This is a genomic window from Bradyrhizobium sp. SPXBL-02 (genome assembly GCF_051853065.1).
GTDB lineage: Bacteria > Pseudomonadota > Alphaproteobacteria > Rhizobiales > Xanthobacteraceae > Bradyrhizobium.
The window spans coordinates 4,358,779-4,373,262 of record NZ_CP182474.1 but is presented as its reverse complement, the minus strand read 5'-3'; the positions used below and the strand labels follow the sequence as shown (position 1 = coordinate 4,373,262).

The 14,484-nt window shown below is 66.0% G+C and carries 13 protein-coding genes; 9 read left to right on the top strand and 4 right to left on the bottom strand.

Going from position 1 to position 14,484, the window contains the following annotated elements:
* Positions 1–57 precede the first annotated feature (57 nt).
* On the bottom strand, positions 58–1,029 hold the full coding sequence (locus tag ACNJYD_RS20455) for an MBL fold metallo-hydrolase (RefSeq protein WP_439363148.1): 972 nt from the start codon (positions 1,027–1,029) through the stop codon (positions 58–60).
* Positions 1,030–1,220: 191 nt separating this feature from the next.
* The gene (locus ACNJYD_RS20450) at positions 1,221–1,886 is read right to left on the bottom strand and encodes a GntR family transcriptional regulator (RefSeq protein ID WP_439363147.1); all 666 of its coding nucleotides are present in this window, start codon (positions 1,884–1,886) and stop codon (positions 1,221–1,223) included.
* A 115-nt stretch (positions 1,887–2,001) separates the two neighbouring features.
* Here ACNJYD_RS20450 and ACNJYD_RS20445 point away from each other — a divergent pair, with 115 nt between their 5' ends.
* The 6 genes from ACNJYD_RS20445 (at position 2,002) to ACNJYD_RS20420 (ending at position 8,314) form a co-directional block, all read left to right on the top strand.
* Entirely contained in the window at positions 2,002–2,796 is a 795-nt protein-coding gene (locus ACNJYD_RS20445; protein ID WP_439363146.1) for an enoyl-CoA hydratase/isomerase family protein, read from the top strand.
* A 9-nt stretch (positions 2,797–2,805) separates the two neighbouring features.
* Complete coding sequence (locus ACNJYD_RS20440; protein WP_439363145.1) at positions 2,806–4,059, top strand: CaiB/BaiF CoA transferase family protein; 1,254 nt, start codon at positions 2,806–2,808, stop codon at positions 4,057–4,059.
* Between the two features lie 53 nt (positions 4,060–4,112).
* Positions 4,113–5,105 (top strand): Bug family tripartite tricarboxylate transporter substrate binding protein, encoded by a 993-nt coding sequence (locus tag ACNJYD_RS20435; protein ID WP_172789153.1) that lies wholly within the window; start codon positions 4,113–4,115, stop codon positions 5,103–5,105.
* Between the two features lie 178 nt (positions 5,106–5,283).
* Complete coding sequence (locus ACNJYD_RS20430) at positions 5,284–5,766, top strand: tripartite tricarboxylate transporter TctB family protein (RefSeq protein WP_212258628.1); 483 nt, start codon at positions 5,284–5,286, stop codon at positions 5,764–5,766.
* A gap of 11 nt (positions 5,767–5,777) precedes the next feature.
* Positions 5,778–7,316, top strand: coding sequence for a tripartite tricarboxylate transporter permease (locus ACNJYD_RS20425; RefSeq protein WP_439363144.1), 1,539 nt, complete (start codon positions 5,778–5,780; stop codon positions 7,314–7,316).
* Complete coding sequence (locus ACNJYD_RS20420) at positions 7,313–8,314, top strand: 4-hydroxythreonine-4-phosphate dehydrogenase PdxA (protein ID WP_172789156.1); 1,002 nt, start codon at positions 7,313–7,315, stop codon at positions 8,312–8,314. The genes ACNJYD_RS20425 and ACNJYD_RS20420 overlap by 4 nt, the downstream gene beginning before the upstream one ends.
* 14 nt (positions 8,315–8,328) lie before the next feature.
* On the opposite strand, the gene ACNJYD_RS20415 is transcribed toward ACNJYD_RS20420, so the two are convergent.
* A complete protein-coding gene (locus ACNJYD_RS20415) occupies positions 8,329–9,072 on the bottom strand; it encodes an SDR family oxidoreductase (protein WP_260383550.1) in 744 nt (247 codons plus the stop codon).
* A 320-nt stretch (positions 9,073–9,392) separates the two neighbouring features.
* Positions 9,393–10,469 carry a methyl-accepting chemotaxis protein gene (locus ACNJYD_RS20410; RefSeq protein ID WP_439363143.1) on the bottom strand — a complete coding sequence of 359 codons (1,077 nt, stop codon included), beginning with the start codon at positions 10,467–10,469 and terminating at the stop codon, positions 9,393–9,395.
* Positions 10,470–10,752: 283 nt separating this feature from the next.
* Between ACNJYD_RS20410 and recJ the strand changes: the two genes are divergently transcribed.
* From recJ to ACNJYD_RS20395, 3 genes are all read left to right on the top strand, one after another.
* Entirely contained in the window at positions 10,753–12,594 is a 1,842-nt protein-coding gene (recJ, locus tag ACNJYD_RS20405; protein ID WP_439363142.1) for a single-stranded-DNA-specific exonuclease RecJ, read from the top strand.
* A 63-nt stretch (positions 12,595–12,657) separates the two neighbouring features.
* On the top strand, positions 12,658–13,467 hold the full coding sequence (locus ACNJYD_RS20400; protein WP_439363141.1) for an SDR family NAD(P)-dependent oxidoreductase: 810 nt from the start codon (positions 12,658–12,660) through the stop codon (positions 13,465–13,467).
* A 98-nt stretch (positions 13,468–13,565) separates the two neighbouring features.
* Positions 13,566–14,363 (top strand): aldolase, encoded by a 798-nt coding sequence (locus ACNJYD_RS20395; RefSeq protein ID WP_439363140.1) that lies wholly within the window; start codon positions 13,566–13,568, stop codon positions 14,361–14,363.
* Positions 14,364–14,484 lie beyond the last annotated feature (121 nt).

Sequence of the window (14,484 nt, the reverse complement as noted above, 5' to 3'; positions counted from 1 at the left end):
CCTCGCGCCGCGAGAAACAGTCCGGGCGGCCCGCGCCGCCCGGACCTGAACTGATAGCTACAACGTCATCTTCATCGGCTCCGGATAGTAGCGGAAGCCATCTCCGGCCTTGGCGACGTGGCCATAGCCAGGCCAGGCGAAGTGATAGGACATCACCGGGATCTTGTTCGCCGCCAGCATCGTCAGCAGCTTGACGCGCGACTCGGCCGCCTGCTTCGGGTCGGAGTCATAGGAGAACTCCATCCGTGGTTTCTCCAGCAGCAGCACCGAATGGTGCGAGAGATCGCCGAGGAAGGCGAATGACTTGCCTGCCGACGAGACCATGAAGATGGTGTGGCCGACGGTGTGGCCGGGCGCCGCGATCGCCTGCACGCCGGGCAGGAATTCCTCGCCATCCCTGAAGAACTTGATTCGCTCGCGGACCGGCAGCAGGTTCTTGCGGGCGTGGACGACGAAGTCCTTCGCCGCGCTGCCGAGCTTGCCTTCGTCGGTACAGAAGTCGAAATCGCTCTGGGCAATGTAGACTTGCGCGTTGGGGAACAGCGGCTTGCCGCCCTCGTCGACGATGCCACCGATATGATCGATATGGGCATGCGAGCACACGACGGCATCGATGTCCTCCGGCTTGATGCCGGCCTCCGTCATGCTCTTCTGCTGACGTCCGGTGCTGGCGCCGAACATCTTCGATGAGCCCATGCCGGTGTCGAACAGGATGAGCTTGTCGCCGGTGTTGACGATCGGAGAATTCTGTTCGAGCACGACATTGTCCGGCGACAGGAAATTGTCGGACAGCATCTTCTTGACCTCTTCCTTGGGAACGCCGGTGAAGGTCCCGGAGGGATCGCCGAGCGGAAGCGGTCCGTCGGATACGACGGTCACCTCGGCATCGCCGAGAACGAAGCGGTGCCAGTAGGGCGTCTGGGTGCCGAGCTTGGGCGCCCGCGCCATCGCGCTGCTGCCGAGCAGGGCGCTGGCGCCGAGGCCGGCTCCGAGTGCGAGTAGGGATCGACGCGAGACGTCAAGTGTCATTCGTATCCTCCATTTTCTGTTTTGATCCGCGCGATTGTTCGCGCGTGATGTGCGGCCTTGGGCCGGCAGCGGGATGCTGCGCCGGTTCAGACAGGCTCGCAAGAGGAAACGGATTGATGATCGCGTGGCGCGCAAGCATCAATCAATGATTGTGTCGCGATTGTGTTCGCTGGATCGTCGCTGCAGAAATCTCACGCGATACGGAGCGAGGGCTCACTTGCATCCGTCTCGGCAAAGCCCGCCTGCAGCACCTCTTCGCGCTTGTGACGAAGATGCGCCCGCAGGATGTGGGCGAGGCCGATTCCGTCGCGGCGCTGAAGTGCGTTGAGGATCGCCTCGTGCTCCTTCACGGCGAGCGCCCAGCGCTGCGGCGTCATCGGCGTGACGTAGCGCGCGCGCCGGATGCGCGCGGTCACCGAGGCGTAAAGCCCTGCGAGCACGGGATTTCCTGCTGCGGTCACGATGCCTTCGTGGATGGCGCGGTTGCCGCGATAGTACTGGATCAAATCGCGGTCGCGATAATGCTGCACCATCTCGTCATGCGCGGCGGCGATCGCGTCGATCTCGGCATCGCCAATGCGCTCGCAGGCGAGTTCGCCGGCGAGGGCCTCCAAGCCCTGGCAGACCTCGAACAGGTCGCGCATGTCCTTGTCGGTCAGTTTTGCTGCGCGCGAGCCGCGATGCGGCAGCAGCTGCACGAGCCCTTCCGCGGCCAGCACCTTGAGCGCCTCGCGCAGCGGCGTGCGCGAGATTTCGAGCCGCTCGCACAGCTCGCGCTCGGGAATCCGCGCGCCCGGCGGAATTTCGCCGTCGAGCAGGATGGCGCGGATGCGGCCGACAACCTCCTCGTGAAGCATGGAAGCGCTCCGTTTTGAATGCAAAAGCGGGATTATATGGCGATATTCGGAAGTTCCCGCTTGCTAATCGCAAATTTTGCATTCAAAAATGTAAAAAACAAGAGGACATGAGGAAATGGACCTGGCTACGGAGGCGGACGACCTCGTTTTTGAATGCAACGATGGCATCGGGCGGATCACCTTCAACCGCCCGCAAGCCCGTAACGCCTTCACCTTCGCCATGTACGAGCGGCTTGCCGCGATCTGCGAGCAGGCCAACCGCGACCATGCGATCAAGGTGCTGGTGCTGCGCGGTGCGGGCGACAAGGCCTTCGCGTCCGGCACCGACATCAACCAGTTCCGCGAATTCAGGACGCCGCAGGACGCCATCGATTACGAGAACCGCATCGATCGCGTGCTGACCACGCTGGAGCAGTGCCGGGTGCCGACCATCGCGGCGATCAACGGGTTCTGCACCGGCGGCGGCGCCGGCATTGCCGCGGCATGCGATCTCCGCATCGGCACGAAAAGCGCAAAGATCGGATTTCCCATCGCCAGGACGCTCGGCAATTGCCTGTCGATGTCCAATGTCGGCCGTCTCACCGCCCTGATCGGCGCGGCGCGCGTCAAGGATCTCATCTTCACCGCGCGCCTCGTCGATGCCGCGGAGGCCGCAAGCGTCGGACTGCTCGGCGAGGTCGTCGAGGATCTTGCCGCCCTTGAAGGACGCGCGGACGAGGTCGCCCGGCTCGTTGCGAGCCATGCGCCGCTGACGCTGAATGCAACCAAGCAGGCTGTCGGCCGCCTGCAACGGCGGCTGACGCAGGACGAGGGCGAAGACCTCATCCTGATGTGCTACACGAGCCAGGATTTTCGCGAAGGGCTCGATGCTTTCCTCAACAAGCGCGCGCCGCAATGGCGCGGCCAGTAGGACGAGCCGATGCAAAGTTCACAATCCACCTCTCGCCGTTCGGGGCCGCTGGCCGGCCTCAAGGTCATTGACCTTACCCACGTCATGGCCGGACCGACCTGCACCTTGATGCTCGCCGACATGGGCGCCGACGTCATCAAGATCGAGAAATGGCCGAACGGCGACGACACCCGCCATTCGGTGCCGCCGAAGATCGGCGACGAGGCGGCGTCCTTCCTGATGATGAACCGCAACAAGCGCGGCATCGTGCTGGATCTCAAGACCGACGGCGGCAAGGAGGTGTTGCGCCGGTTGATCGCGGATGCCGACGTGCTGGTCGAGAACTTTGCGCCTGGCGCGATGGAGCGCCTCGGCTTCGGCTATGAGGCGCTGCACGCGGAATTCCCGGCACTGATCTATTGCTCGCTGTCGGGCTTCGGCCGTACCGGCCCCTACAAGCATCGCAGGGGATTCGACCTCGTCGCGCAGGCCATGAGCGGCATCATGAGCTTTACCGGCGAGCGGCCCGACGGCCCGCCGGTCAAGTGCGGGCCGCCGCTGTCCGACATCACGGCCGGCCTGCTCGCGACCATGGGCATCCTTGCGGCCTACACCCATCGCCTCAAGACGGGCGAGGGGCAGTGGGTCGAGACCTCGCTGTATGAAGCCGCCTTGGTGCAGACCTATTGGCAGTCGACCATCGCGCTCGCCGCGGGCACCGCGCCGCGCGCGATGGGCTCGGCGCATCCGCTCAACGCGCCGTATCAGGCCTTCGAAGCCTCGGACGGCTGGCTCGTGGTCGGCGGCGCCAACAAGAAGCACTGGCTGTTGATGCTGGAAGCGCTCGGCGCAAGCGAACTCGCCGACGATCCGCGCTTCGTCACCGGCGCCGATCGCATGGCCAATCTGAAGGAGCTCGAAGCCGTCCTCAGCGAGCGCTTCCGCACCCAAACGCGGGCGCATTGGCTGGCGGCGCTGGACGAGAAGGGCGTGCCGTGCGGCCCCGTGCACGACATGCTGGAGGCGCTGAGCGATCCGCAGACGCTGGCGCGGGAGATGGTTGTCGAGGTCGAGCACTCCACGCTCGGTCCCGTCAAGACGATCGGGCTTCCCATCAAGTTTTCGGAGACCCCGGGCAAAGTGCGATCAGGCGCACCGGTCTATGGTGAACACACGCGAGAGGTTCTGGCCGAGCACGGGTTCGACCAGTCACGAATCGAAGCGCTCGAAAAAGAAGGCGCAATCGTTTCCGCCCAGGAAAAGCGCGAGGAACGCGTCGCCTGAACGGACGTCGATACGACAACAATAAAAGACAAAAAAATCAGCTGGAGGAAATCATGGGTCGGACGTCAACATTTCTGCTCTCCGCAGCCGCAGTCGTGCTCGCCGGCACCATGCCGGCGCTCGCCGCCTGGCAGCCGCAAAAGCCGATCGAGTTCATTGCCACCGCCGGCCCCGGCGGCGGCACCGACAATCTCGCGCGCGCGGTGCAGAACATCATCACCAAGCACAAGCTGACGGACCAGCCGATCGTCGTCGTCAACAAGGGCGGCGGCAGCGGCGCCGAGGGCTATGTCTACGGCAAGGCCTCCGCGGGCGATCCCTACAAGGTGATCTTCGGCACGTCGAATGCCTGGCAGCAGCCGCTCGTCTCCAAGGTCGCCTTCAACTACACCGATCTCACGCCGATCGCGGCGATGGCGCAGGACGAGTTCCTGCTCTGGGTCAAGCAGGACGCGTCGTACAAGACCGCGGGCGACTATCTGAAGGCGGCCGCATCGGGCGAATTCAAGATGGGCGGCGCGCAGTCCAAGGACACCGACGAGGTGCTGACCCGCATGATCGAGAAGGCCGGCAAGGTCAAGCTGACCTACATCCCCTTCAAGAGCGGCGCCGAGACCGCCGTGCAGCTCGCCGGCGGCCATCTCGACTCCCACGTCAACAACCCCAGCGAGAGCCTCGGGCAATGGCGCGGCGGCACGCAGCGACCGCTTTGCGTGTTCAGCCCGAAGCGGCTGCCGCAGGGCCCGAAGGTCACCGCGACCGAAGGCTGGGGCGACGTTCCGACCTGCGTCGAGCAGGGCCTCGACATCAAGCAATACGAGCAGCCGCGCACCGTGTGGCTGCCCGGCAAGGTCACGCCGGAGCAGGCCGCGTTCTATGTCGACCTCATGAAGAAGGTGCAGGCAACGCCGGAGTGGAAGGACTACATCGAGAAGACCTCCCAGGTCGACACGTTCCTGACCGGTGCCGAGCTTGACAAGTTCATCAAGGAGGACCTCGAGCACGTCAAACAGGTCGCAGGCGAGCAGGGCTGGCTGGTCAAGTGAGGCCGAGGATGGCCTTCGATCGCGCAGCCGACGACAGCCCTGGTCCTCATCCTGAGGAGCCCGCCGGAGGCGGGCGTCTCGAAGGATGGCCCTGGATGCGATCTCGCCTGGAGCCGTCCTTCGAGACGCGCGCCAAAGCGCGCTCCTCAGGACGAGGACTGTTTCGCCGGAGCTGCCCATGATCTCACGCCGCACGCTTGAGCTTGCGACCGCCGTGCTCACCGGCAGCTTCGGCGTGGCTGTCGTCGTCTCCAGCCTCGACAACGGCATTGGCTGGTCGAGCGCAGGCGTCGATGCCGGCACGTTCCCGTTCCTGACCGGGATCATCGTCGTGCTCGGCAGCCTCTACAATCTGGGACGAGGCCTGCTGCCGGCCGCGACGCTCGCAAACGTACCGATCGCGATCACGTCCATCGAGCTGCGGCGGCTCGCGGGCCTGTTCGTGCCGGCTGCGATCTTCGTCGCCGCGATCCCGCTCGCCGGGATGTACGTCGCCTCGGCTCTTTACGTCTTCGCGGTGCTCGCGATCCCGCGGCACCAATCCGTGCCGCGCGCGCTCGCCATGGCAGGAGCCACGGCGCTCGCGCTCTATCTCGTGTTCGAGCGCATGTTCCAGGTCAGCCTGCCGCACGGCGCGCTCGCCGCCGCCTTCGGGTTCTGACGGAGGGCCCGATGGACAATCTCGCAGAGCTCCTGCACGGCTTCACCATCGCGGTCACGGCGCCGCATCTGGTTCTGATGGTGGTCGGCGTGCTGCTCGGCATTCTCGTCGGCGTGCTGCCGGGGCTGGGCGCGCCGAACGGGGTGTCGCTGCTCCTGCCGCTCACCTTCGGCATGCAGCCGGTCTCGGCGATCATCCTGCTCTCCAGCATGTATTGGGGCGCACTGTTCGGCGGCTCGGTAACCTCGATCCTGTTCAACATTCCGGGCGAGCCGTCGTCGGTGGCGACCACCTTCGACGGCTATCCGATGGCGCGCGACGGCCGGCCGACCACGGCGCTCGCGACCGCCTTCGGCTCGGCGGCGTTCGGCGCGCTGATCGGCGTCATCCTGATCACGTTCCTCGCCTCCTGGGTGGCGCAGGTCGCGCTCGCCTTCGGACCGGCCGAGTATTTTGCGGTGTATTTCCTGGCCTTCGCCAGCTTCGTCGGCATGGGTGGCGCGGCACCGATCAAGACCGTCGTGGCACTCGCAATCGGCTTTGCGATCGCCGCCATCGGCATCGACACGGTGTCCGGCAGCGTGCGTCTCACCATGGGAGTGGACGAGCTCGTCAAGGGTGTGAGCTTTGTCGTCGCGGTGATGGGCCTGTTCGGCATTGGCGAGCTGCTGGTCGCCGTCGAGGAGGAGTTTCACGCCCGCGCGGTTTCCTCGAAGATCGATTGGCGCGAGGTGTTCCGCGCCGTCGGCCGCCTGCCGCGGCACGGCGTGGCATTGCTGCGCAGCGCCGCGATCGGCTGCTGGATGGGGATCACGCCGGGCGGCCCGACCGCGGCCTCCTTCATGAGCTACGGGATTGCGCGCCGCTTCTCGCGCCGCGGCCGATATTTCGGCACCGGCGAGGTCGAAGGCATCATCTCTCCGGAGACGGCCGATCATGCTGCCGGGACCAGTGCGCTGCTGCCGATGCTCTCGCTCGGCATTCCCGGCTCGGCGACCGCGGCCGTGATGATGGGCGGGCTGATGATCTGGGGCCTCAATCCCGGGCCCATGCTGTTCGTCGACAGCAAGGATTTCGTCTGGGGCCTGATCGCCTCGATGTATGTCGGCAACATCGTCGCCGTGGTGCTGGTGCTGCTGACGGTCCCGGTGTTCGCCGCCTTGATGCGGATACCCTTCGTGGTGATCGCGCCGCTGATCGTGATCATCTGCGTCGTCGGCGCCTATTCGGTGTCGAACTCCTATCTCGACGTCGTCATGATGCTCGGCTTCGGGGTCGTCGGCTATCTCTTCAAGAAGCTGTTCTATCCCTTAGCGCCACTCGTGCTCGCAATCGTCATCGGCGACAAGGCCGAGGACGCGTTCCGGCAGTCGATGCTGATCTCCAAGGGCTCGCTGGGCATCTTCTTCGCGAACAAGCTGGTGACGTGCCTGATCGTGGGCGGCATCGCGCTGCTGCTGCTTCCGCTTGTGCTGCAGCTGGCGCGGCTTCGGCGCAAACCCGCGTCGCCCGCGACCGATACGCCAGTCCAGGAAAAGGTGATCATATGACTGCAAAGCCGCTGATTGCGCTGGCCATGGGCGATCCCGCCGGCATCAGTCCGGAGCTGACGGCGAAGCTCGTGGCGCAGGACGACATTCGCGCGAGCTGCCGGCTCGTCGTCATCGGCGACCGCCGCATCTTCGACGAGGGGGCGCGCGTCGCCGGCGTCAGGCCGGACTTGTCCACGGTGGAGCAGGGGACCGAGCTTCGCGCGGCGGGGGAGGATGCACTGTTCATCGATCTCCGCCACCTCGACCCCAGGGAGGTCGAGCCGAAGACGGCGACCCTTGCCGGCGGAAAATTCGCGCTGGCCAATTACAGACATGCGCTCGAGCTCGGCCGCGACGGCCATGTCGACGCGGTCTGTTTCACCCCCTTCAACAAGCAGGCGATGCGTCTTGCCCGTGCCGAGTACGACGACGAGATCGCGTTCTCGGCCGAGGTCGTCGGTCTCAAAACGCCGGCAAGCGAATTCAACGTGCTCGACCGGCTCTGGAACGCACGGGTCACTTCCCACATCCCGCTCAAGGACGTCGCTGCGAAGCTGTCCGGCGAACGCATCCATCGCGCGCTCAAGCTGACCGATTCCTGCATGCGCAACGCCGGCTTTGCGCGGCCGCGGATCGCGGTCGCAGGCCTCAATCCCCATGCCGGCGACGGTGGCAATTTCGGCCGCGAGGAGATCGATGTGATTGCGCCGGTGGTCGCAGCAAGCCAGCGCGAGGGCATTGCTGCGGAGGGACCCTTTCCCGCCGACACCGTGTTCCTGCGCGCCAAGGCCGGCGCCTTCGATGCCGTGCTGACGATGTATCACGACCAGGGCCAGATCGCGATGAAGCTGATGGGTTTCGATCGCGGCGTGACCTTGCTCGGCGGCTTCCCGTTCCCGATCTGCACGCCCGCGCACGGCACCGCCTACGACATTGCGGGGCAAGGCATCGCCTCGATTGGCGCCAGCCGCGCGGCACTGCTGCTCGCAGCGGAGATGGCTCGGCGCACCCGCTAATGAATCAGGGATATTCAGGCCGTCGCGAGCCACTTGGCGAGCGGCGTCGTCCCGAGCCGCGCCTCGCCGAGCGGGTTCAGCGATTGGTCGTCGATGAGAGCGCCGTAATAGGGCGCCTTCGGATCTCCGACCACAGGCCGGGCGTCGCCGGATGCCCTCAGACGCCGCGCGATGAATTCGTTGAAGGGCGCCTTCTCGGGTCCGGCGATATCGATCGTCCCGTTGAGCGGCTGCTCCGTTGCGACTTCGGCGAGGCGGTCGGCGACGTCGGCTGCCGCGATCGGCTGAAACAATGCGGAGGGAACGACGATCTTCCCCTCGCGCACGCTGGTCTCGGCGATGGCGCCGAGGAACTCGAAGAACTGGGTGGCGCGCACGATCGAGTAGGGGACCGAGCCGGACTTGATGACGGTTTCCTGCGCCAGCTTGGCACGGAAATAGGCGTTGTCGGGCGAGCGGTCGGTGCCGACGATCGAGAGCGCCACGTGATGTCTCACGCCTGCTGCGGCCTCGGCCGCGACGAGATTCTCGCTCGATCGCTGGAAGAACGCGAGCACCGCGGCCGGCTCCCAGGACGGCGCGTTGGCGACGTCGACGACCACATCCGCGCCCGAAAGCGCTGCGGCAAGGCCTTCCCCGGTGACGGCGTTCACGCCGGATTTCGGCGAGGCAGCCACCGCATCGTGGCCGTGCAGCTTGAGCTTCGCCACGAGCCTGGACCCAATCAATCCGGTTCCGCCGATCACGACGATCTTCATGGCATGTCTCCTTGCGATTGCGGAGCGCGAGATGATCGAAGCCAATCGAAAGTCGCGCCTCCCACGTCACCCATATGGTGCGAAGTGACTCTAGCCGATCCACGGCGCAGGCTCTTGCCTGTAACAGGCATACCTTGGCGGAAAATGCTGCCCGCATTTTGCCCGACGTTTCAAAACGTCCTGATGAACGCAAGGTGGCGCAGGCCCCTAAAAAAGGCCAATCAAAACAACCCTCAGGCTACTGTGCATGGGGTTGTTTTCGCACTTTTGGATTGGACGGCCGACCGCGTCCGATGTCGGGAGGGCGGCCGCTGGTCGCCTTATGCCCCGCAGACGATCACGCCGTACCAGCCGAGCCCGCGATAGGTCTCGTAGCCCGGGGTGGCATGGAAAGCGACCAGCGTGCCCGTGCGGTCGTGGTAGAAGCCGGAGCGCTGGCCGTTCAGCGACAGCGAGATGCGTTCGCTGAGGATGCCCTGGCCGTCGGAGGCCGCGATCACGCGGAAATTCGAATCGACCAGCAGCACGCGGGCCTTGTCGCTGTCGCCGACGCGCACGCCCTGTACGATGGCGCGGGCCTGCGGCTCCCAGTCGAAATGGATGGCGAGCACTCCGATCGGCGCGCCGTTGGCCTGGCCGCCGGCGCGGACGCTGGCGCAATAGGTCGCGACCTGGGCATTGCCGAGCAGCGGCTGGTTCTCGACGTCGCCGGCGACATAATCGTCGCCGGAGCGCAAGGACCGCGCGTCGCGAAACCATTTGGTATGGGCGACGTTCTGGCCGACGACGCGGAAGCGGTCGGCGCGGCCGTTGGCGATGACGTTGCCGTCGAGGTCGCAGAGCCAGAGATCGAGATAGACGGTGTAGGCCCCGAGGATCACGCCGAGGCGCTGCGAGGCATGGGAGACGGCCGCAGCACTGGGCGAGGCCGCGCAATCGACCACGGCGGAATCGGTCGCCCACCAGCGCACGTCGCAGGTGCGTTCATAGAGATTGCGGTCGATCAGCTCGATCGCGTTGAGCGACAGGTCGACCATCCGCTCGCCGCGGGAGCGCTGGCTCATGCGGTCGATCGAGGCGACGAGATCGCCGGTGCGTTTGGTTAGCTGGGTCTCGAGCTCGCGGGCGATGGTCTCGACCTGCTGGCCGACGCCGCGCACCTCCTGAGCCACGACCGCAAAGCCCGCGCCTTGCGCGCCGGCGCGCGAGCTTTCGATCAGCGCGTTCAGCGCCAGCATCTTCATCTGGTTGGTGATCTGCTGGATCGACTTGGTCTTGTCGACCGCGATCTGGTTGACCTCCGCGGTGAGGCGGTTGATCAGCGCGGAGATGTCGGAATCATCGTCCGCAGCCTCGGTGGCGATCGGCTTGGCTTTCAGACCCAGCGCAGCTGACATCGGGAACTTCCCTTGGCAATGAGGTCTGATCTGCAATGAACCCGGAACAACAACTTACAGATCGAATACGATTCTTTTTCGAGGATTCCGCCTAACGCCTGCTTAATTTGCTGTTTGCCGGAATGCCTAAATGATAGTCACTCCGGCCCGCCGACCTGCCATCCACCGCTTTGTGCGCCCCAGCCGTTGCAAATCGCCGGGGTTTCCCAGCCAATCCTTTCAAGCCAGTCCCGGCCGCGAGCGTGATCGCCCGGACCCGAGTTCCCAATCGATAGCCCTCGCCATGACGCCTCCCGCATCCGCACTGCCCGTCGAAGCGCCCCAGGCGTTCCTGGGCGTGGCACGCTCGCTCACCGACAAGCTGTGGCGCGACCGGCTCGATGCCCGCGGCGCGGCCCAGGCGCTCGCCATGGTGCAGCGGCACCAATTGCCGGAGCTGCTGGCGCGGGCGCTGGCGGGGCGCGGGGTCGATATCGACGCCGTCACCGATTTCCTCGATCCGACCATCCGTAAGCTGCTGCCGGACCCCTTCACGGTGACGGAAATGGAGGCCGCCTCCAAGCGCGTCGCGGATGCCGCGACCAATGTCGAGAAGGTCGCGATCTTCGGCGACTACGACGTCGACGGCGCCACCTCGGCGGCGCTGCTGGCCTGGCACCTGCGCCATTGCGGGCTCGATCCGCTGATCCACATTCCCGACCGGATTTTCGAGGGCTACGGCCCGAACGTCGAAGCCGTGCGCGGGCTCGCCGCAAAGGGCGCGACGCTGCTCGTCACCGTCGATTGCGGCACCACCAGCATCGAGCCGCTCGCCGAGGCCAAACGCCTCGGCATGTCCGTGGTGGTGATCGACCACCACCAATGCGGCCTCGATCTCCCCGAGGTCGATGCGCTGGTCAATCCGAACCGTTCCGATGATCTCTCGGGCCTTGGCCATCTCGCCGCCGTCGGCCTCGTGCTGGTGACGCTGGTCGCGGTCAATCGCGAGCTGCGCCAGCGCGGTTTCTGGACGAGCGAGATGCCGGAGCCCGATCTCCTGGGCATGCTGCACCACGTCGCGCTCGGTACCGTCGCCGACGTCGCGCCGCTGATCGGGCTCAACCGCGCCTTCGTGGCGAAGGGGCTGATCGCGATGCGTCGGCGCGACCATGTCGGCCACACTGCGCTGATGGACGTGGCACGGCTCAACGGCCCGCCGGAAGCCTGGCATCTCGGTTTCATGCTGGGGCCGCGCGTCAATGCCGGCGGCCGTATCGGCCGCGCCGATCTCGGCGTGCGGCTGCTGCTCGAAGGCGACAGCATCGAGGCGGCGCGGATCGCGGCCGAGCTCGACCGTCTCAACAGCGAACGCCGCGTCATCGAGCAGGCGGCGGAAGCCCAGGCCGAAGCCGAGGCGCTGGCCTCGATCGGGTTGGAGGACAAGCTCGCCGTGATCGTCACGGCCTCGGAAGGCTGGCATCCGGGCGTGGTCGGCCTCGTCGCCTCGCGCCTGAAGGAAAAGTTTTCGCGGCCTGCCTTTGCCATTGCGCTGGAGCCCGGCGGCATCGGCACCGGCTCGGGCCGCTCGGCCGCGGGCGTGGATCTCGGCAAGGCGGTACGGCAGGCGGTCGCCGACGGCATTCTGCTCAAGGGGGGCGGCCACGCCATGGCCGCGGGCGTGACGCTGCGCAAGGAGAAGCTCGCCGAATTCCGCGCCTATCTCGAGAACGCGCTGGCGCGCGACGTCGCCGAGGCGCGCCACGTCAACGAGCTCTATATCGACGGCGCGGTCTCGGCGCGCGCGGTGACGCCGGAGCTAGCGACGACGCTCAACCGCGCCGGTCCCTTCGGCAGCGGCAATCCGGAGCCGGTGCTGGCACTACCGGCGCATCAACTCGTCTTCGCCGACGAGGTCGGGCAGGCACATCTGCGCCTGCGCTTCAAGGCGGGTGATGGCGCCATCGTCAACGGCATCGCGTTCCGTTCGATCGGCCAGAAGCTCGGCAATGCGCTGCTCGCCAATCGCGGCCAGCAGATGCATGTCGCGGGCTCGTTGTCGGTGGACCGCTACCAGGGCGCGGAGCGCGTGCAATTCCGCGTCGTCGACGTCGCGCTACCGGACCAGGGGCCATCCGTGATTAGATGACGCATGATCGACGAGATCATGCGTCAGAAGCAGGTTGCTCAAACAACAAAAAAGGGAGTGAACATGGCAGGGCAGGTTGAGGGCAAGGTCGCGCTGGTGACGGGCGGCGCCTCCGGCATTGGCGAGGCTATCGTCGAGCTGTTCGCGCGCGAAGGCGCGACCGTTATCATCACCGACATCGACGAGCTGCGCGGGCCCGACCTCGCCAAGCGCGTGACGAATGCCGGCGGCAAGGCGATCTTCCTGGAGCAGGACGTCACCAGCGAGGAGCGCTGGATCGAGATCGTCGCCGAGATCGCAAGGCGCTTCGGCCGGCTCGACGTGCTCGTCTCCAATGCCGGCATCGGAATTTCCGTGCCATCGATCGTCGACATGACTCTCGCTGACTGGCGCAAGCAGAATGCGATCAATCTCGATGGCGTGTTTCTGTCGGTCAAGCATTGCCTTCCCCTGATGCGTAAGACCGGCGGCGGCTCGATCGTCATGATGTCCTCGCTGGCCGGCCTGCGCGGCTCGCCTGGATTGTCGGCCTATTCAGCGACAAAGGGCGGCGTGCGGCTGTTCGCCAAGTCGATCGCGATGGAGTGCGCGGCGGCAGGCGACGGCATCCGCGTCAACTCGGTTCATCCCGGCATCATCGATACCCCGATCTGGGGCAAGATCCCGACGGGGGCGGCCGGCTCTGGCCAGAACGCCCCGATCGATCCGGAGGAGCGCGCCCGTGTCGTCACGCCGCTTGGCCGTGCCGGCCAGGCCGCGGAGATCGCCTCGGGCGTGCTGTATCTCGCCTCCGATGCCTCGCGCTATGTCACCGGCAGCGAGCTCGTCATCGATGGCGGCATGAACGCCGGCGGGGTGCCGCGGCGCGCTTGATCGACGCAGGGCAGGGTGGCGACCGCAGGGGCTGACGCGAAGGCGCCAGCCCTGTACAACACGGGCCAGCTCCCCAACCGACAGAGGTGTCCTTCGCCATGGCGCACAGCCTTCACGCGTCCTCACCCGCGCCCGCGACCTTCCGCTCCAATCGGCCGGATCTCGCCACCGACGCGATCCGCACCGCACGCGAGGATCTCGCCGCCTGCTTCCGCATGGCCGCGCGCAACGGCTTTGAGGAGGGCATCTGCAATCACTTCTCGGCGGTCGTGCCGGGCCATGACGACCTCTTCCTCGTCAACCCCTACGGCTACGCCTTCCGCGAACTGACGGCGTCAAAGCTCCTGATCTGCGATTTCCACGGCAACGTGCTCGACGGCGAGGGCGTGCCCGAGGCGACCGCCTTCTACATCCATGCCGAGATGCACAGGCTGCTGCCGCGCGCCAAGGTCGCCTTCCATACGCACATGCCCTATGCCACGGCGCTGTCGATGACCGAGGGCGAGCCCCTGATCTGGGCCGGCCAGACCGCGCTGAAATTCTACGGCCGCACCGCGGTCGACCGCGACTATAACGGCCTCGCGCTCGACAACCGCGAAGGCGCGCGTATCGCCTCCGCCGTTGGCGATGCCGACATCGTCTTCATGAAGCATCACGGCGTGATGGTGCTGGCGCCGACCATCGCGGAGGCCTGGGACGATCTCTATTATCTCGAGCGCGCCGCCGAGGTGCAGGTGCTGGCGATGTCGACCGGACGGAAGGTGCTGCCGGTCGATCCCGCGATTGCGGCCGAGACCTACAGGCAGATGCGCGAGGGCGATTCCGAATCCGCCCGGCTGCATCTCGCTGCGATCCGCAGACAGCTCGATGCGGAAGAGCCGCAATACAGGCACTGAGAAAGGGAGCACCAGCCACGGTGTCATTCCGGGGCGCGCCACTTGGCGCGAACCCGGAATCCATTTTTCCGCGCGCTTGCTGCCCGATGGATTCCGGGCTCGCGCTTCGCGCGCCCCGGAA